Source organism: Maribacter aquimaris (assembly GCF_014596745.1).
In the GTDB taxonomy this organism is placed as follows: Bacteria; Bacteroidota; Bacteroidia; order Flavobacteriales; family Flavobacteriaceae; genus Maribacter_A; species Maribacter_A aquimaris.
Genome location: NZ_JABTCF010000003.1, coordinates 327,753 through 344,977, shown reverse-complemented (window position 1 = coordinate 344,977; position 17,225 = coordinate 327,753). Strand labels below are relative to the sequence as shown.

At 42.7% G+C, this 17,225-nt stretch carries 17 protein-coding genes, 1 pseudogene and 1 riboswitch; of the genes and pseudogenes, 11 read left to right on the top strand and 7 right to left on the bottom strand.

Going from position 1 to position 17,225, the window contains the following annotated elements:
* The first annotated feature begins 35 nt into the window (after positions 1 to 35).
* From HPE56_RS07435 to HPE56_RS07405, 7 genes are all read left to right on the top strand, one after another.
* Positions 36 to 221: a hypothetical protein gene (locus HPE56_RS07435; RefSeq protein ID WP_188243136.1), complete on the top strand. Its 186-nt coding sequence runs from the start codon at positions 36 to 38 to the stop codon at positions 219 to 221.
* 322 nt (positions 222 to 543) lie between these two features.
* Positions 544 to 1,800 carry an Lcl C-terminal domain-containing protein gene (locus tag HPE56_RS07430; RefSeq protein WP_188243135.1) on the top strand — a complete coding sequence of 419 codons (1,257 nt, stop codon included), beginning with the start codon at positions 544 to 546 and terminating at the stop codon, positions 1,798 to 1,800.
* 662 nt (positions 1,801 to 2,462) lie between these two features.
* Positions 2,463 to 2,810, top strand: coding sequence for a hypothetical protein (locus tag HPE56_RS07425; RefSeq protein ID WP_188243134.1), 348 nt, complete (start codon positions 2,463 to 2,465; stop codon positions 2,808 to 2,810).
* An 83-nt stretch (positions 2,811 to 2,893) separates the two neighbouring features.
* On the top strand, positions 2,894 to 3,808 hold the full coding sequence (locus tag HPE56_RS07420) for a homocysteine S-methyltransferase family protein (RefSeq protein WP_188243133.1): 915 nt from the start codon (positions 2,894 to 2,896) through the stop codon (positions 3,806 to 3,808).
* A 245-nt stretch (positions 3,809 to 4,053) separates the two neighbouring features.
* Entirely contained in the window at positions 4,054 to 4,323 is a 270-nt protein-coding gene (locus HPE56_RS07415; RefSeq protein WP_188243132.1) for a hypothetical protein, read from the top strand.
* 64 nt (positions 4,324 to 4,387) lie between these two features.
* On the top strand, positions 4,388 to 5,635 hold the full coding sequence (locus HPE56_RS07410; protein ID WP_188243131.1) for an alginate lyase family protein: 1,248 nt from the start codon (positions 4,388 to 4,390) through the stop codon (positions 5,633 to 5,635).
* 176 nt (positions 5,636 to 5,811) lie between these two features.
* A riboswitch (cobalamin riboswitch) is annotated at positions 5,812 to 6,014 on the top strand.
* 80 nt (positions 6,015 to 6,094) lie between these two features.
* Positions 6,095 to 7,267, top strand: a complete 1,173-nt coding sequence (locus HPE56_RS07405) for a hypothetical protein (RefSeq protein WP_188243130.1) — start codon at positions 6,095 to 6,097, stop codon at positions 7,265 to 7,267.
* Positions 7,268 to 7,406: 139 nt separating this feature from the next.
* Here the strand turns inward: HPE56_RS07405 and HPE56_RS07400 are convergent, their stop codons facing one another.
* Positions 7,407 to 8,663 (bottom strand): NAD(P)/FAD-dependent oxidoreductase, encoded by a 1,257-nt coding sequence (locus HPE56_RS07400; RefSeq protein WP_188243129.1) that lies wholly within the window; start codon positions 8,661 to 8,663, stop codon positions 7,407 to 7,409.
* A 133-nt stretch (positions 8,664 to 8,796) separates the two neighbouring features.
* Here HPE56_RS07400 and folE point away from each other — a divergent pair.
* Together folE and HPE56_RS07390 are read left to right on the top strand one after the other, a co-directional pair.
* Positions 8,797 to 9,249: pseudogene (gene folE, locus HPE56_RS07395) on the top strand (GTP cyclohydrolase I FolE); the annotation flags it as partial.
* A gap of 59 nt (positions 9,250 to 9,308) precedes the next feature.
* Positions 9,309 to 9,779 carry a glutathione peroxidase gene (locus HPE56_RS07390; RefSeq protein WP_394355040.1) on the top strand — a complete coding sequence of 157 codons (471 nt, stop codon included), beginning with the start codon at positions 9,309 to 9,311 and terminating at the stop codon, positions 9,777 to 9,779.
* 2 nt (positions 9,780 to 9,781) lie between these two features.
* On the opposite strand, the gene HPE56_RS07385 is transcribed toward HPE56_RS07390, so the two are convergent.
* The 5 genes from HPE56_RS07385 to HPE56_RS07365 all read right to left on the bottom strand — a co-directional run bounded on the left by HPE56_RS07385 (position 9,782) and on the right by HPE56_RS07365 (position 15,598).
* Complete coding sequence (locus HPE56_RS07385; protein ID WP_188243127.1) at positions 9,782 to 11,266, bottom strand: cryptochrome/photolyase family protein; 1,485 nt, start codon at positions 11,264 to 11,266, stop codon at positions 9,782 to 9,784.
* On the bottom strand, positions 11,263 to 11,391 hold the full coding sequence (locus HPE56_RS07380; protein WP_188243126.1) for a DUF2256 domain-containing protein: 129 nt from the start codon (positions 11,389 to 11,391) through the stop codon (positions 11,263 to 11,265). Before HPE56_RS07380 ends, HPE56_RS07385 begins: the two co-directional genes overlap by 4 nt.
* A 3,077-nt stretch (positions 11,392 to 14,468) precedes the next feature.
* Positions 14,469 to 15,119, bottom strand: coding sequence for an FAD-binding domain-containing protein (locus HPE56_RS07375; protein ID WP_317173186.1), 651 nt, complete (start codon positions 15,117 to 15,119; stop codon positions 14,469 to 14,471).
* Positions 15,120 to 15,123: 4 nt separating this feature from the next.
* Positions 15,124 to 15,414, bottom strand: a complete 291-nt coding sequence (locus tag HPE56_RS07370; protein WP_188243125.1) for a TIGR03643 family protein — start codon at positions 15,412 to 15,414, stop codon at positions 15,124 to 15,126.
* A gap of 19 nt (positions 15,415 to 15,433) precedes the next feature.
* Positions 15,434 to 15,598, bottom strand: coding sequence for a Lacal_2735 family protein (locus HPE56_RS07365; protein ID WP_188243124.1), 165 nt, complete (start codon positions 15,596 to 15,598; stop codon positions 15,434 to 15,436).
* A 219-nt stretch (positions 15,599 to 15,817) separates the two neighbouring features.
* Between HPE56_RS07365 and HPE56_RS07360 the strand changes: the two genes are divergently transcribed.
* Together HPE56_RS07360 and HPE56_RS07355 are read left to right on the top strand one after the other, a co-directional pair.
* A complete protein-coding gene (locus HPE56_RS07360; protein ID WP_188243123.1) occupies positions 15,818 to 16,030 on the top strand; it encodes a hypothetical protein in 213 nt (70 codons plus the stop codon).
* A gap of 260 nt (positions 16,031 to 16,290) precedes the next feature.
* Positions 16,291 to 16,692, top strand: a complete 402-nt coding sequence (locus HPE56_RS07355) for a PaaI family thioesterase (RefSeq protein ID WP_188243122.1) — start codon at positions 16,291 to 16,293, stop codon at positions 16,690 to 16,692.
* Positions 16,693 to 16,994: 302 nt separating this feature from the next.
* Here HPE56_RS07355 and HPE56_RS20555 read toward each other — a convergent pair whose 3' ends face one another.
* Positions 16,995 to 17,171 (bottom strand): DUF6747 family protein, encoded by a 177-nt coding sequence (locus HPE56_RS20555; protein ID WP_317173185.1) that lies wholly within the window; start codon positions 17,169 to 17,171, stop codon positions 16,995 to 16,997.
* Positions 17,172 to 17,225 lie beyond the last annotated feature (54 nt).

Below are 17,225 nucleotides of genomic sequence, written 5' to 3'. Positions count from 1 at the left end.
AATTGGAATCCGAATAATAAAACAACCATACCACAATGAAAAAAATACACAAAAGGAAGACATTACTTTTATTGTCTATGGGATTGTTCATCATTGCGACTTCCCAAATAATTTCCCAATACGTAGCACTGGATGATTTGGCAAAAGGATCATTGGTCGGAATCGGAATAGGGCTGTTACTTACATCCTTGATCTTCGGGAATTTCAGGTCGGCCCAATAGGAATCTTAAAAAAGAAGGCACCTATGGGTTTTTTCCATGGTTGTTGAAACTTTGCCTATCATAAATGATTATTTTCATATAAATTAAATTCATTCTATTTCACTAAGTTTTATTAGTGTAAAGCATCCATAACCATTAAACGGTAATGATGATCGCTTAAGGCATGTCGTTGGCTTTTTCCAACTTAGGAAAACAACTTTTCTCTCGTTAGTATAATCCACCTATTTGTAGATGTAAAGGGTTGATCTGTTGATTGCTTTTTCCCAAGTTCCAAATACCCAATACTTTCAGGGTATTGATAAACCCATTTAATTTTTATAAAATGATCTATAGATTCAGAACGATGCTGCCATTGGTTACGGCATCCCTAATTTTAAGTTTTACATCCTGTGAATCGGACGATGATGGCGGGGATTCCGGGAGTGATGGTCTCAGCTACAGCTATCCCTTGGTGGCTACGGGGCAAAGTCTTGCCTATGATATTGATGGTGAAATTATCGGAGGTTTAGGTGAAGGGGATTATTTATATGGACAGGATGCACATTACAAAAAAGGAGGCACCATGTCGTATACCGATTACAATGATGAAACGGTTACGGATAATGTAACGGGATTGATGTGGCAAAAGATTCCGACCACGGATGAGTTTACTTGGGAAGAAGCAAAGGAATATTGTGAGAACCTGGAATTAGGGGGCTATGATGACTGGCGTATGCCAAGTGCCAAAGAATTGTTTTCCATAAGTGATTTTTCCAATGGCTGGCCCTATCTGAATATCAACTATTTTTATCTTGCCTCAGGGGAAACCTCTAAGGATGAACAATACTGGACAAACAATCTGTATGTTGGCGTAACTGAAGAAGGTGGGGATTATGCCGCCTTTGGTGTCAACCATGTTACCGGTCATATTAAGGCCTATGCTGCAGGAATGCCATCAGAAATGGATGGGGAAGGTCCAGAAATGGGCGATTCAAATACCACACCACCTCCCGGGGATGGAATGGGGGCACCTACTGGCAACCCTATGGCAAAATACGTGAGGGCCGTGCGTGGTAATACCTATGGTATTAACGATTTTACTGATAACGGTAATGCAACCATTACCGATAAGGCAACAGGTTTAATGTGGTCACAGAATGATAGCGGGGAAGGCATGGAATGGGCCGATGCATTAAGCTATGCGGAGAATTCAAACCTTGCGGGGTATATCGATTGGCGATTGCCCAATGTCAAGGAACTGCAGAGCATTGTTGATTATACACGATCCATAACAGCCACGGACCCGGATAATGTGGGTCCGGCCATAGACCCATTGTTCAATTGTACACCCATCGTCAGTGAGGCCGGTTATGATGATTATGCGTATTACTGGACTGGTACTTCCGCTTATTTTTCTCCAGCTAGTACCGAAATGTATTATGCCTGGTATGTTGCCATGGGTCGGGCAGTCAACGACCAGGGAGAGGATTTTCATGGAGCAGGGGCTGTGCGCTTCGATACCAAATATACGGGCGGAGCTGCTGGGGAAGATGCAGAAAGATATACCAACTTTGTGTTCCTGGTCCGCGATGCCGATTAGCGGTTGAATGAAAATGCACCGGGTGTTCCTTCTAGTTATGACGAGTCGGGCTAACGAGGAATGAAGCTACCTAGGACACCCTTTACGATTAGATAGGACGCACCCCATTCTTAAGCAATTAATTATGGGGTGATGTTGTAATATATGGGAATGATTTCGGTATTTATCCAGCAGTGGACCCAACGTTTTTTGGTAGTACCAAAAAAGAAGAGGAGGACTGTTTTACTTGGTTACTGACGAGTACGTCGGTCAATGAAAGTAATGGGGGCAAAGGGTAAGCAAGGGATGTCTCATTGGGTAAGGTAGTGGGCTTGGGCAGACACGATAGGTAAGGGGCCGGCGTGGTTAAGGAACGATGCGGATATGAAAAAAGTGTGTACACCGAGGAAGGGGATACTTAGGTGTGTTCTTAAAGGGCCGTGCGGGTAATAAAATGATTGGTTGTATTGAACAATAGGGGGTAACACTACTGCACCGATACTTTTAGCCCTTTAAAACACATAGATTCTCACTAAGGAAATACATCTAAAATTCAACCATGTATAACTGGGATAGTCATATGATAATTGAATAATAATGATGATTCTTCAATCCGTGGAAATGCCATTGTGAATTACCCCGATTAACAAATAAATGCCTATTATTGAGGATATTTTAGTAGGATGGATACAAAATTTATAAAGCAATCGGAATTTCTTTATGTTGATTTAGATGGGGATTTTAGTATGGATTCTTTTGAAGCACTTTTAAAAAGAATAGGAACGGAAGATGACCATAAGGTTATCATAGATGGTTCTAAACTGCAGAAAACCGATATTTCGTATGAAATCAGGTATGAACTGGTCATTGTAGCCGAAAAAAACCTTAAAGAAGACGTGAAATATGCTGTTCTATGGCCCTCAAAGGACATCAATAGTTTTACCATCAGTAATCTAATCCGTTTGGGGATAACCATTCAGATTTTCCCAAAATTGGCCAAAGCTAAAAAATGGCTTAAAATTACTTCGTAAAAAATAGGACGGTTAACTTCGGGAGCAGGAATAGCATTCCCGTGTAATCTTGTAGGGGTCATAAAAACACAAAACCCAAACCCATGAAGCATCGGATGAAAGACATCATAGCTACCAAGGATTTTATTTTAATGGAGGGAGCGGTCATTGAGATTTTACGTCGTTCGGGGAAGGTCTCCTTTCACCCTGATCTGATAAACACCCCAATGATCTACGATACGGAAGGGTCGAAAGCACTTTCTTCGATTTTCAAGGCCTACATTGATATTGCCCAAAAAAAAGACCTACCCTTCGTCATGTGTACCCCTACTTGGCGGGCCAATAAGGCAAATGTGCATAAGTCGGGCATAAGGGAGTCCGTCAATAGGGATGCCGTAGCGTTTATGAAAAAGCTACGGGATACCGCAGGGGATTTCAGTGAGAAAATTTTGATAGGCGGAACAGTGGGACCCAAAAATGATTGTTATACGCCCAGTGTCGGACTTTCAGCAAAGGAGGCCGAGGAATTTCATGCTTGGCAATTATTGGAATTACAAAAAGGTGGGGTCGATTTTATTATCGCCGAAACCATCCCCAATATTCAAGAGGCATTGGGATTGGCGCGTGCTGCGGCGAAACTGGAAATTGATTATATCATAAGTTTTGTGATATCGCGTAATGGGAAAATTCTGGACGGCACCGATTTAGGGGATGCCATGGAACTGATCGATAAGCATGTAAATAAGCTTCCATTGGGGTACGCGATTAATTGTGCGCATCCTACCTTTTTATGTGCGGATAAACAACCCAAACAAATATTCGAGCGATTGATCGCTTTTTTGGGGAATGCCTCTTCTTTGGATCATTGTGATTTGGAAAATTCGGATGCCCTGCAGGTAGACAATGTAACCGATTGGGGAGACGGAATGTTACGATTAAACCGTGAATTCGGGATAAAGATACTCGGTGGCTGTTGCGGAACAGACCAAAGGCATTTAGAATATTTGACGATGAATTAAAGCAATTACCCACGGACGCAAGCATCTTTCTGCCCATGTCAGGTATTAAAAAAAGTGGTCCCTGATCAACCGGCCCATAGCTTGGTCTATGGCCTCCTTAAGGGGGAATCAGCTCCTCCATAAAATAAATCCCCCCCTTAAAACGTTCGTATTAATCCAATCATTTATATAAAACCACCCATGAAAGCCTTAGCTCGGATTATTTTGGTGATCGTGCTGCTTTCAAATATTTGAATATCGAGGATATGGGTTTTGATTTCGAAAACACTATTTTCGGGGATGCTGTCTTCGATTTGATCGTAGTGGGGAATAAACTTGATTACAAGGATGTGTTTGATGGTTTTGTGTTTTATGAACCCATTGAAAAGTATGATCTTATAGATTTTTACACGGGTTTGGTTTCGAAGGATTTTGAAGGGGGATTTTTTGGGAGGTATAAAATATTTTTAGAATATACCGAGGATAGGTCAAAGGTGGAAAAATTTCAAAATCCCGTTTTTAGGCAGATGTCTTAAAAGATTGAAATAGCGTTGGTGAAAGCCTTGGGGCATTCGTCGTATATTACATAAAAACAATATCATGGTCGTAAGTGGAAAATCAATAAACATTCTAATTTTATTTGTGTTATTGGGTACCAAAGGGTTTTCGTTCCCCACGATTCAAATAGATACTACGGATTTAGCGAAAGTCAAGCAAAAAATCCATGGGGGCACGGCCTCGGAACGAACAATGGACGCCTATAAGGCACTGCTTTCGAAAGCGGATAAATGGCTTGCCAAAAAGAATCCTACGGTAATGGATAAAACCATAACGCCACCTACAGGTGATCATCACGACTATTTAAGTATTAGCCGATATTGGTGGCCAAATCCAGATACTCCCGACGGATTACCGTGGATAAGGAAGGATGGGGAAACCAATCCTGAGACACAAACAGATGCTGTGGATAGACGAAGACTAGGGGCTATGGCCAAAGGGGTGAAAGAGCTAACCCTCGCCTACTATTTTTCAAATGATGGACGTTATGCGCAAAAAGCAGCCAGCATGGTAAGAACCTGGTTTCTTGATGGGGATACGCGAATGAATCCACATTTACAATTTGCACAAGGCGTACCCGGCGTTACAAACGGCAAGTCCTCAGGTATCTTGGATGGAAAATCAATAACCTCGGTAGTTCCAGGGGTTATTCCGATACTTTCCAAATCCCCCTATTGGAATAAAGAGGACACGGTAAAAGTAAAGGAGTGGTTGTCTGAATATTTAAGGTGGTTAACCGAAAGTGAATTGGGCCACAAAGAGAATGACCAAAAAAACAACCATGGCTCTTGGTATAAATATCAAGTCGCTACTTTGGCTTTGTATTTAGATAACAAAGCCTTGGCGAAAAAGAACGTTGTTTTGGCCCAACAAAGTCTTGGTAAACAGTTGGATTTTGAAGGAAAACAAATTCATGAATTGGCCCGTACCCGATCATTTTTTTATAGTTGCTATAACCTGGATGCACTTACCCGTATTGCTATGGTGGGCGACAAGGTGGGTATGGATATGTGGAACTATACGACAAAGGACAATAAGGGATTATCGCTAGCCGTAGATTTTCTTGCCCCTGTCGTTCATGGGGAAGCATGGCAATATACAGATATTCATGGTGTTGATTTGTCCAACTTGGTCCCTGTACTTGTTCGCATGTCCAAACGATCCGATTCAAAGGGCTATACGGGCTTACTGTCCAAAACGATCGCCATCCTTGTTGAAAGGGAAAGATCGACCGGCATTAAAAATAAGGTTCTTGAAGCGTTGAGCTTATCGGGGGAGATAGCGATCTGATTCCTGAAAAAAATCCTTCCCGTCCAACCCATCTCCTTCAACCCCAACCGTTGTTCTAAGACCATAGGATAAAAAATAATTTGCTGGATTTACTGGGAATCAATCGATTAAAATGGCCAAAATATTTTCATGCTGAATTCTAAAAAATAAAGCCTTCGATTTTCGAAATTTATTATAAATTTGCCCCGATTTTCGGTTACACATTCTTTATTGAATCGTATTAAAAGGGAATCAGGTGTAAATCCTGAACAGTTCCCGCTGCTGTAAATCCCTTCCGGTTGTTCCGGAAAAAATCTTTTTGACAAACCACTGTCTTTTACGATGGGAAGGGTTAAAAAGAGGGATGAGTCAGAAGACCTGCCGCAATTCACATAGACAGAGCTTTCGGGAGTTATAGCTTTGGGTAGATTTTCTATTCTGACCATATCCCCATTGTTTTGTTTTGTAAATAAGTTAATCATGATTATTAACCTTTATACAAATCAAATGCAACTAAAATTGACTTTTAAATTAATGGCCTTGCTTGGGGCTATCCTCTTTATTTCTTCCTGTAGCGATGACGACGAAGAAGAGATGGTACCGATGTCTTTTGCCAATTCCGATTATCAGTCAGCCTATGAATTCACCTTGGGCGATACGTTGGTGATCAATCAAGAAATACAGAATATCCCTTTAAATACAAGTTTTAGCTGGGTAATGGGTGAAACCGTGATCGCAACGACTAAAAACGTGGAGTATATCCTTGGGGAAGCAGGGACATTCGCGATTGAATTCAATGCAAAGGCGGATAACGATTCCCTCTTTAGGGCCTATCAGCTGACCGTTAATGATCCGTATGAGTTGTACTTTCGGCCAAAAACGGAAAGCAGTAGCGAATATATTTCAGAAATAATCGAATACAAACCCGCACCGGGTCAGTTTATCAATGATGCCTATGGTACCATGGAAGCTGCAGCGAAAATAGTCGGAGGAAAATCCGACCTTCTTTCCTTGGGAGCGTGGGGCGGCTACGTGGTTTTTACCTTTGACCATACCATTGAAAACCAGGAGGATGCCAAGGATTTCGTGGTGTATGGCAATGCGATGAACGGACTTTCAGAACCTGGGATCGTACAGGTTTCCTTTGATGGGAATGGGAATGGGTTACCTGATGATGCTTGGTATGAACTAGCGGGTAGTGCCCATGACGCTGAAACCACTTTACTGGATTATGCGACTACGTATACCAATCCTGGGGAGCATGCCGATGTACCATGGGTCGATAACCGCGATACTAGTGGAAGTGTATTGGTCAGTTCTTACCATGCGCAGAACTACTATCCACTTTTTATCGAAGAGCAAGAGGAAGTGACCTTTAGCGGTACCAAGGTGTCTCCTACGATAAATTCAAATGGTTTTGTTTCTATAGATGCCCTGGAATGGGGGTATGTAGACAATTTTGATGCCGAGTATAGTACCTATGGTGGAAATGCCTTGGAAATTGATTGGGCCGTAGATGCGGATGGGAACGTAGTGGATTTAAAAGGTATCGATTTTGTAAAGGTGTACTCCGGGGTTCAGGAAAATGCGGGTTGGCTTGGTGAAGTCTCAACGGAGATCAAAGGTGCTTCAGACCTTTCGATGATTAATTAATGGCTATTCTTAGAGTTCAATATGGGAAGGGGTCCACGTTTTACGTGGGCCCTTTTCTTTGCTTATAACCACTTTACCGGATACGGGAGTATTATTGTGGTAAGGTCGAAAGTACAAGAAGACAGAAAAGCGCAAATCCTTAATAATAGGTAACCCCGTTGATTACGTCCATTAGGCCTTTGGCCGCACTTTCCCCGGAAATCATTGCCGCGTTCAAGGAGCCGTTCAATAAGGTGTCACCTGCCAAGAAAATTTCGGAGGTCAATTGGGTTTCTGAGGGCGACAATCCATAGGTTAAACCAATGAGGTCTGGCAATGCTTTTGGAATTGTAAATTTTTTCAGGAATTTGAGGGTGTCGATATTGCAATAGCGTTTCAGCTCTTCCTGAACTTGGGCAATAAGGGCCTCTGCTGATAAATGGTGATCTTTGACCACGGTTACCGATAAAAGTTCATTTTCCGTATTCCCTGAGGTATGGAGACTGGTAGGGTAAAATAGGTTGTTGATTAGGGCCGATTTATCGGCTATGAGTCCGATCAAGGGGTATGAAATCACTTTGGTTTCGGTTTCAAAATAAAGGGTCTCGCAGGAGTGCCATGCCGTAGTTTGGTTTTTTAAATTCGGGATCAGGGCGCTGGCCTCCGTGGCTACGATTGTATAATCGGTTTGCAGTACTTCACCATTGTCCAAGACTATTTCTTTGTTCTTTACGCTGGCTACGGGGCAGTTGTATCTAATGGTAGTGTGCTCCAGTTGTTGTACAAGCTGTTGGGGAATAGCCGCTATTCCCGATTTGGGTAAGGTGGCATGCCCCTCACCGAACATCTTATAGACGAATTGGAACATCCTACTCGATGTTCTTAGATCTGGCTCCAGAAATATACCACTGAAAAAGGGTCTGAAAAATTGTTCGATCATTTGGGGGGAAAACCCGAAACCAGTTAAATACGACAAGGTCGTTTCTTCCTGCTCCTCGAATATTTCGAGGACTGATTTTTGCTTTAAAATTCTATTTAGTTGGAGTACTTTCAGTTTATCCGAAAAATTCCCGATACCCGAGAAAACGGTAGGGAAAAGAAAACGGATGTTTCTAAGGGGATCACCAATGATGTTTTGTTTACCATTATTGAAAATAGCGGCTCCTGGGATAAACTGCTGTAGGTCCAACGCCTTTAGGTCGAGGTATTTTTGAACAGCAGGGTAGGCCGTCAATAGCACTTGAAAACCATGGTCGAGGGTGTATCCCGCAACGGTTTCGGATTTGACCCTTCCACCGGCCGTATCCGAAGCTTCCAAGATCTTGGGATAAAATCCCTGGTCCTCCAAAACTTTGGCTGCGATGAGTCCACTGACACCTGCACCGATAATATGTATGTTGTGATCTTTCTTTTCCATAGGGTTATTTGAAAATCAACTTCCTAGGTGCAAAGATAGTAGTTTTAAATAATGTTTAACAAAAATAATTAATAGTTAAACACAATATAAAATACCTTTACTAAGGTTAAGTGACTATAACAGAAAAAAATATATGGATATTGAGGAGATATTTTCGGGACTCAATCCCGCCAATAAGCCCAAAGTGGCCCTGTTCGATAACAAATACAGATACAATCAGATGCTGGAGGAAAAGAACATTACCTTTTATTCCAACTGTGGGCATCATTTTGTGCCGATCATAGGAAAGGCACATATCGCCTATATTTCGTCGGGAAAGGTGATCGGACTTTCCAAACTCAATAGGATTGTACAATACGATGCCAAGCGGCCACAAGTACAGGAACGATTGACCAATCAGATCGCGATGGATTTAAAGGCGATCCTACAGACCGAGGATGTTGCCGTGATTATTGATGCCAAGCATTTATGTGTATCTTCACGGGGTATTAAGGATGATACTTCAGCTACGGTCACCTCCTACTATGGTGGCGTGTTCATGAAGTCGGACAAAATCGCCGAATTACAGAATTATTTGAATGAATAAGGCTTATGAAAACGCTGAACGAAGCTAAAACAGGTCCATCCTATAAAGGGAACAATACAATGAAGCATCTATATGATATTCCGATCAATAATTTAAACGGGGAACCTATCGCACTCTCGAAATTTGAGGGAAAAAAGATATTGATAGTGAACGTTGCTTCCGAATGTGGGTTTACCAAGCAATACAAAGAGCTACAGAAATTAAGCGATACCTATCCCGATTCACTGGTGGTCATCGGTGTGCCCTGCAATCAGTTCGGAAATCAGGAACCGGGGGATGCCCAAGAAATACAGACGTTCTGCGAACGTAATTTTGGGGTTACTTTCCTATTGACCGAAAAGGTAAACGTAAAAGGGAGCGAACAACATCCGTTATACAAATGGCTTACCTCGAAAGACCTGAACGGAAAGAAAAGCTCGAGCGTAAAATGGAATTTTCAAAAATACCTGATTGATGAAAAAGGCCAGCTTATCGATTACTTTTTTTCATTGACCAAACCCATGAGTTCCAAGATCACCCGACGCTTGTAGATTTACTGCGATAGTTTCTTCAAATAGGTAGCTGCCTGTTCCAGATGTGATTTTCGTTTTTCTTCCGGCATTTTGTCGAACATGGAAACCAACATCCCCAATCGTGGATTTTGGGTAAAGAAATCGCGATGCACGTGCATAAACCGCCAAAAGAGTCCGTCCCAAACGCCCTGCCATTCCCCCTTTGGGTAATTCCCCATTTTCATAAGGTAATTGCTTCCGCTGATATACGGCTTGGTGGCGAATAGCCCTCCGTCGGCAAATTGGCTCATGCCATAGATGTTGGGTACCATGACCCAATCATAGGAATCTATGAACAGCTCCATGAACCAGCGATAGACTTCATCGGGGTCAAATTCACAAAGCATCATAAAATTACCTAAGACCATGAGTCTTTCTATATGATGGCAATAACCGGTCCGCAATACTTTTTTTATGGTTTGGTCAATTGGGGGAATGCCCGTGGTACCGGTATAAAACGAGGGTGGAATTTTTTTGGTGAATCCCCAATAATTCCGTTTTCGTTCTTGTGAGCCATGAAATCGGTACATACCGGCCATAAACTCTCGCCAACCGATCAGTTGTCGTATAAAACCTTCCGTTGCGTTGATGGGAATATGGTTCTCTTGGGCAAAAGCCAGGCAGGCATCGATGATCTCCTTTGGGGTAATCAGTCCAATATTCAACATGGGGGTCAGTACACTATGGTGAAGTATCGAACTTTCGGCGACGATCGCATCTTCGTAGGTTCCAAACTCCATAAAGCGTTGTTCAAAAAATTGGTGCAGCCAAGCCTTGGTCGTTTTAAAATCGGTAGGGTAGAGGGCATGTTCGGTCAGTTGGCCCAAATGATCTTCGAAATTTTCGCTTACATAGGCATTCGCTTCAATCTGGTAATCATCAAGATTGGGGAATTGGATGGCTGGGGGTGTCTTTTTCTTTGGGTATTTCTTTCGGTTCTCCGTATCAAAAGTCCATTTTCCACCCGTAGGTGAACCATCGGTATCGATCAATATATTCCGTTTTTTCCGTTCTTCGGTATAGAAGCTGGTCTGATGGTATTTCTTCCTTCCATCCTTAAAATAATCCTTTAGATCTTCCTTGGTGTTCAGAAATAGGGGCGATTGTTGCACCTCAAGGCTTATTTCCGCTTTTTGGCACCCTTCGGTTAGGCGTTTTTCCAACCAATTATCGTTGGGATCTATATATGTGATATGGGTGATACCCTGATCACCTAGTTGGGGCAAAAGTAGGCGTATGTCCGAACGTTCATCGGTCGATGCTATATACTGAACATCAAGATCCAAGGATTTTAGGTAGGTTTCATACTTTTTCATACTGGCCCTATGCAGCGCTATCTTCCGTTTATGAAACGGATAGAGTCGAAAGAAAAGGTATTCTTCCACCAAATAAATAGGGGCCTTCTTTTGGAAAAGAGGGGAGTTTTTAAAAAGTTGATGCGGAAAGATCAGGTGTATGCTTTTCATTTGTTTCTTTTACAACGTTCACTACAATATTTTACTTCTTCCCAATGGTTTTCCCATTTTTTCCGCCATGAAAAAGGACGGAGGCAAACTGGACATATTTTTTGGGGAAGGTGTTGTTTTTTCATTACGACTATGTATTCGTTATTGCTGTCCCCTCGAGCGCAGTCGAGAGGTTGTTTGATTAGTGTTTTTTCAATAGGTCTCGACTGCGCTCGACCTGACAATGGGTTGTTTATTACGACTGCTTATTCGTTATTGCCGTCCCCTCGAGCGGAGTCGAGAGGTTGTATGATTAGCGTTTTTTGAATAGGTCTCGACTGCGCTCGACCTGACAATTGTTTTCTCATTTTTCGATACTACCATTTATTGGTTATGCCGGTCCCCTCGAGCGCAGTCGAGAGGTTGTATGATTAGCGTTTCTTTCAATAGGTCTCGACTGCGCTCGACCTGACAATGGGTTGTTCATTACGACTGCTTATTCGTTATTGCCGTCCCCGCGAGCGGAGTCGAGAGGTTGTATGATTAGCGTTTTTTGAATAGGTCTCGACTGCGCTCGACCTGACAATGGGTTGTTCATTACAACTATTTATTCGTTATTGCCGTCCCCTCGAGCGGAGTATAGAGGTTGCTTCATTGGTATTATTTCAATAGGTATCGACTACGCTCGACCTGACAATGGGTTGTTCATTACGACTGCTTATTCGTTATTGCTGTCCCCTCGATCGGAGCCGAGAAGTTGTATGATTAGCGTTTTTTCAATAGGTCTCGACTGCGCTCGACCTGACAAACCTCGACTGCGCTCGACCTGACAATGGGTTGTTCATTACGACTATTTATTCATTATTGCTGTCCCCTCGAGCGCAGTCGAGAGGTCTTTTTTTGGTTAGCGTTGGGTCAATTAGGTCTCGACTGCGCTCGACCTGACAAACCTCGACTGTGCTTGACGAGATAGTTGCTTTTCATTTTTGGGTGCCATGGTTTACTCTGTTTCTATTGTCCCCTCGAGTGCCCTCGAGAGGTAGTTCGGTTAGCGTTTCTTTCATTAGGTCTCGATGGCGCCCGACCTGACAATTGTTTCTTATTTTTCGATACTACCATTTATTGGTTATGCCGGTCCCCTCGAGCGCAGTCGAGAGGTTGTTTGATTGGCATTATTTCAATAGGTCTCGACTGCGCTCGACCTGACAATTGTCTTCTCATTTTTCGATATTACCATTTATTCGTTAGTGCTGTCCCCTCGAGCGCAGTCGAGAGGTTGCTTCATTGGCATTTTTTCAATAGGTCTCGACTGCGCTCGACCTGACAATTGGTTTTTTATTACTACCATTTATTCGTTAGTGCTGTCCCCTCGAGCGCAGTCGAGAGGTTGTATGATTAACGTTTTTTCAATAGGTCTCGATGGCGCTCGACCTGACAATTGTTTTCTTATTTTTCGATACTACCATTTATTCGTTAGTGCTGTCCCCTCGAGCGCAGTCGAGAGGTTGCTTCATTGGCATTTTTTCAATAGGTCTCGACTGCGCTCGACCTGACAATGGGTTGTTCATTACAACTATGTATTCGTTAGTGCTGTTCCCTCGAGCGCAGTCGAGAGGTTGTTTGATTGGCATTATTTCAATAGGTCTCGACTGCGCTCGACCTGACAATGGGTTGTTCATTACGACTATTTATTCTTTAGTGCTGTCCCCTCGAGCGGAGTCGAGAGGTTGTATGATTAGCGTTTTTTCAATAGGTCTCGACTGCGCTCGACCTGACAATGGGGTGTTCATTACGACTATTTATTCGTTATTGCCGTCCCCTCGATTGGAGTCGAGAGGTTGTTTGATTAGCGTTTTTTGAATAGGTCTCGACTGCGCTCGACCTGACAATGGGTTTTATTTTCGATACTACCATTTATTCGTTATTGCCGTCCCCTCGAGCGGAGTCGAGAGGTTGTATGATTAGCGTTTTTTGAATAGGTCTCGACTGCGCTCGACCTGACAATGGGTTGTTCATTAAGACTGTTTATTCGTTATTGCCGTCCCCTCGAGCGGAGTCGAGAGGTTGTATGATTAGCGTTTTTTTCATTAGGTCTCGACTGCGCTCGACCTGACAAACCTCGACTGCGCTCGACCTGACAATGGGTTGTTCATTACGACTGCTTATTCGTTATTGCTGTCCCCTCGAGCGGAGTCGAGAGGTAGTTTGATTAGCGTTTCTTTCATTAGGTCTCGACTGCGCTCGACCTGACAATGGGTTGTTCATTACGACTATTTATTCGTTAGTGCTGTCCCCTCGAGCGGAGTCGAGAGGTTGTATGATTAGCGTTTCTTTCATTAGGTCTCGACTGCGCTCGACCTGACAAACCTCGACTGCGCTCGACCTGACAATTGTTTCTTATTTTTCGATACTACCATTTATTCGTTAGTGCCGTCCCCTCGAGCGGAGTCGAGAGGTTGTATGATTAGCGTTTCTTTCATTAGGTCTCGACTGCGCTCGACCTGACAATGGGTTGTTCATTACGACTATTTATTCGTTATTGCTGTCCCCTCGGGCGGAGTCGAGAGGTTGCTTTATTGGCATTATTTCAATAGGTCTTGACTGCGCTCGACCTGACAATGGGTTGTTCATTACGACTGCTTATTCGTTATTGCTGTCCCCTCCAGCGCAGTCGAGAGGTTGTATGATTAGCGTTTTTTCAATAGGTCTCGACTGCGCTCGACCTGACAATGGGTTGTTCATTACGACTGCTTATTCGTTATTGCTGTCTCCTCGAGCGGAGTCGAGAGGTTGTATGATTAGCGTTTTTTCAATAGGTCTTGACTGCGCTCGACCTGACAATGGGTTTTATATTACTACCATTTATTCGTTAGTGCTGTCCCCTCGTGCGGAGTCGAGAGGTTGTATGATTAGCGTTTTTTCATTAGGTCTCGACTGCGCTCGACCTGACAAACCTCGACTGCGCTCGACCTGACAATGGGTTGTTCATTACGACTATTTATTCGTTATTGCTGTCCCCTCGAGCGCAGTCGAGAGGTAGTTTGATTAACGTTCTTTCAATAGGTCTCGACTGCGCTCGACCTGACAATGGGTTTTTTATTACTACCATTTATTCGTTATTGCCGTCCCCTCGATCGGAGCCGAGAGGTTGTATGATTAGCGTTTTTTCAATAGGTCTCGACTGCGCTCGACCTAACAATTGTTTTCTCATTTTTCGATACTATCATTTATTCGTTAGTGCTGTTCCCCGCTGATCGGTATGACAATACTTGTTTACGTTCTCTTGGTTGGCCACATATTTTTTGTTGCTATTGGCCCCTGCGACCCATTGCCAGCTCAATGCATTACTGGCCCAATCGGCATCCAATAAGTGATAGTACATCCAATGGGCGGGGAATTTCCAATGGCTTTTGGCGATATTACAGGCGAGGGAAGCAACGTACATACGTACATGGTTGTGCAAATAACCCGTTCGGTAAAAATCCGTAATGGCCGTGTCTATCGCTTCAATTCCCGTTTTTCCGTTAATGATGGCGCTAGAAAGATCCGTATTCGTAACCGGATGCTGGGCTTGCTTAAGATCCAAATCAATGGCATTGCCCTTAGCGATCCAAATTTGTTGCCAATAATCGCGCCAGGCCAGTTCCTGGATGAACTTTTCGATTTTTTCGGGCGTATACCCCCGTTTTAAAACTGAGGCAAGTACTTGTTTTGTGGAAATTACCCCGCGGGAAATATAGGGCGATAAATAAGTGACCTTACCATCGATGAAATTACGGGTCGCTCTATAGGCCAAGGGGTCTATTTTTTGTAGGCGTTGCAGCACCTCGTTGTACGAGGTAGGGAAAAGCGGTATTTCTTCTTTGAACAACACGGGTTTATCGTTTGCTTATCTTATTGCCTGTAATAGCCCTTTGTCGGGAACATTTGAATCTATTGATGTCGGGATGCCTCTTTTTTAGGTGTTTTTGGCTTATGCCACTGTTCACGCGTTTTCTCCAACGTTTAAAACTCGTTGTCTTCAGCTGGCCCCGCATTAGAACGATCATCTCTTTCTCCGGTAGCCCGAATTGATAGCGGATGGCTTCAAAAGGCGTACGGTCTTCCCAGGCCATTTCGATGATGCGGTCTAGCTGCTGTGGTGAAAATTCTTTTTTATCCGTGGTCATGGCACATGGGGGTTAAAGGTTAAGGTAATCGCTCTATTTGTTTCATCACCTGTTCCGCTTCAAATACTTTGGCATCGCTCATTTTACGGTTGGTGGTAGAAAGGCTATGTGCCTCTTTCAAAAGCTTACCGTATTGCGCTTGCAGTTTTTCTTTCTCCGTTTTCTTATTGAATAGTCCGAACATAGTTTTGTATTGGTATGATACCCCTTGGGATATCATGGTTTAATTCCATAAAGATATATAATGTTTAAGTAATATTAATAAACATTAAACAAAATATAACATTTGCGTTGTTTCCAAAAACAGGTACAAGGTTGGTAACTGTTGCTAAATCGTTTTTTTCAAAACGTTATGTTGGTCATATTTTTAATACCCGATATGCCGTACATAGGTTGTTGAGGCATGGAAAAGGTAGTGCGAACGTTTAGGCATGGGGGAAATAGTATAGCGCAAGAAATAAAGGGAACCACGGCCATAAGCAGTGGTTTTTTAATTGAAATAAGACGGTTTACCAGAAGATACAATCTTTCGGCTGCGGGGGAATTAAAGGAATGGTTTGATGAAGGTGTTGAGAGCGTCCTACCAAGATTGATTTCTCTTGTGTTCAAAAAATAATAGTTTTCTTTACCAATTACCAATTACCAATTACCAATTACCAATTACCAATCACCAATCACCAATCACCAATTACCACATTCCACATTCCACATTCCACGTTCCAAAAGCCAAAAGCCATAAGCCAAAAAAACGAGGAACAAAACAACGCAGTTAAGTATTCTGATTAAAAGCTTGGGCGTATCTTTGGCGTGCGAAAAAGCAACCGTATTCATTGTATAAATAATAGCAACAAACATATAAAATCAGCATAAAAGAACATGGATAATACGAAACAGAACACACATGAACTGGCATCGGAAAAATTAATCGGTTCCGTGGTATCGATTGGAAAGGATAGCGCAACAGTTAAACTGACCATCACCGAAGAAATGATCGTAGATACCTATCATCTTTCCCACGGTAGTTTTGTTTTCGGTTTGGCCGATTATGCCGCTATGCTGGCCGTAAACGAGCCGACCGTAGTTTTAGGAAAAGCCACTTCAAAGTTTTTGAAACCGGTTGTTCTACATGACGAGGTCACGGCTGTGGCCACAATCACCGATAATTCCAATGGAAAGAAAGTAACCGTTTCGGTAGTGGTCGAAAATCAAAAAAAAGAACAGGTCTTTGAAGGGGAATTCGTTTGCTTCGTTTTGGAAAAGCACATTCTGGATGACTAATTCCATTGGGTTATCCTTTCATCAAGGATAACCCAATGGTACAAGAACACCTGAGCCCAAATCGTAAGACCAGGTAGGATCCCTACCAAAAATTGTGTACGGGTTATGTGAAAAATACCCCCTATGGTTCATTAAAACCGGAATACGCGAATGGGCCCATGGCATTTGACTGATCAAAGTAGAAAAATGCCTCCTTCGTTATATCCCAAAGGTCATGATAATTACCAGAAGTAGTATGGCGCCTATAAATAAGGCACCAGTAATAAGTAACACTCTTCCATCTCGTTTTTTTCTGTGCATATTTAGAAATTGGCGAATGGGAAGTCAGTAAATAACCTGAATAGGAATACGTATAATACCATGGCGAACATGGCCATGGTGAACCAAGTAAAAGCCTTGAAATAATGTCGGACTACGTAATTTTTTATACTCCTGAATTGGTCTGAATAAATTTCTTTAAAAAGTAAAACTGTTTTCATATTATGTTTGTTTGTTATGGGGCAAAGATTGGGTGGTAATTGGGGTTTCTTAAT

What these genes read in the sequence shown, in the direction of transcription:
- HPE56_RS07365 (WP_188243124.1), bottom strand. Translation starts at nt 15,598, where the DNA reads ATGTTCGGACTATTCAATAAGAAAACGGAGAAAGAAAAACTGCAAGCG.
- HPE56_RS07435 (WP_188243136.1), top strand. Translation starts at nt 36, where the DNA reads ATGAAAAAAATACACAAAAGGAAGACATTACTTTTATTGTCTATGGGA.
- HPE56_RS07430 (WP_188243135.1), top strand. Translation starts at nt 544, where the DNA reads ATGATCTATAGATTCAGAACGATGCTGCCATTGGTTACGGCATCCCTA.
- HPE56_RS07410 (WP_188243131.1), top strand. Translation starts at nt 4,388, where the DNA reads ATGGTCGTAAGTGGAAAATCAATAAACATTCTAATTTTATTTGTGTTA.
- HPE56_RS07385 (WP_188243127.1), bottom strand. Translation starts at nt 11,266, where the DNA reads ATGAAAAGCATACACCTGATCTTTCCGCATCAACTTTTTAAAAACTCC.
- HPE56_RS07380 (WP_188243126.1), bottom strand. Translation starts at nt 11,391, where the DNA reads ATGAAAAAACAACACCTTCCCCAAAAAATATGTCCAGTTTGCCTCCGT.
- HPE56_RS07405 (WP_188243130.1), top strand. Translation starts at nt 6,095, where the DNA reads ATGATTATTAACCTTTATACAAATCAAATGCAACTAAAATTGACTTTT.
- HPE56_RS07420 (WP_188243133.1), top strand. Translation starts at nt 2,894, where the DNA reads ATGAAGCATCGGATGAAAGACATCATAGCTACCAAGGATTTTATTTTA.
- HPE56_RS07390 (WP_394355040.1), top strand. Translation starts at nt 9,309, where the DNA reads ATGAAGCATCTATATGATATTCCGATCAATAATTTAAACGGGGAACCT.
- HPE56_RS07425 (WP_188243134.1), top strand. Translation starts at nt 2,463, where the DNA reads ATGGATACAAAATTTATAAAGCAATCGGAATTTCTTTATGTTGATTTA.
- HPE56_RS07415 (WP_188243132.1), top strand. Translation starts at nt 4,054, where the DNA reads ATGGGTTTTGATTTCGAAAACACTATTTTCGGGGATGCTGTCTTCGAT.
- HPE56_RS07370 (WP_188243125.1), bottom strand. Translation starts at nt 15,414, where the DNA reads ATGACCACGGATAAAAAAGAATTTTCACCACAGCAGCTAGACCGCATC.
- HPE56_RS07360 (WP_188243123.1), top strand. Translation starts at nt 15,818, where the DNA reads ATGGAAAAGGTAGTGCGAACGTTTAGGCATGGGGGAAATAGTATAGCG.
- HPE56_RS07400 (WP_188243129.1), bottom strand. Translation starts at nt 8,663, where the DNA reads ATGGAAAAGAAAGATCACAACATACATATTATCGGTGCAGGTGTCAGT.
- HPE56_RS07355 (WP_188243122.1), top strand. Translation starts at nt 16,291, where the DNA reads ATGGATAATACGAAACAGAACACACATGAACTGGCATCGGAAAAATTA.
- HPE56_RS20555 (WP_317173185.1), bottom strand. Translation starts at nt 17,171, where the DNA reads ATGAAAACAGTTTTACTTTTTAAAGAAATTTATTCAGACCAATTCAGG.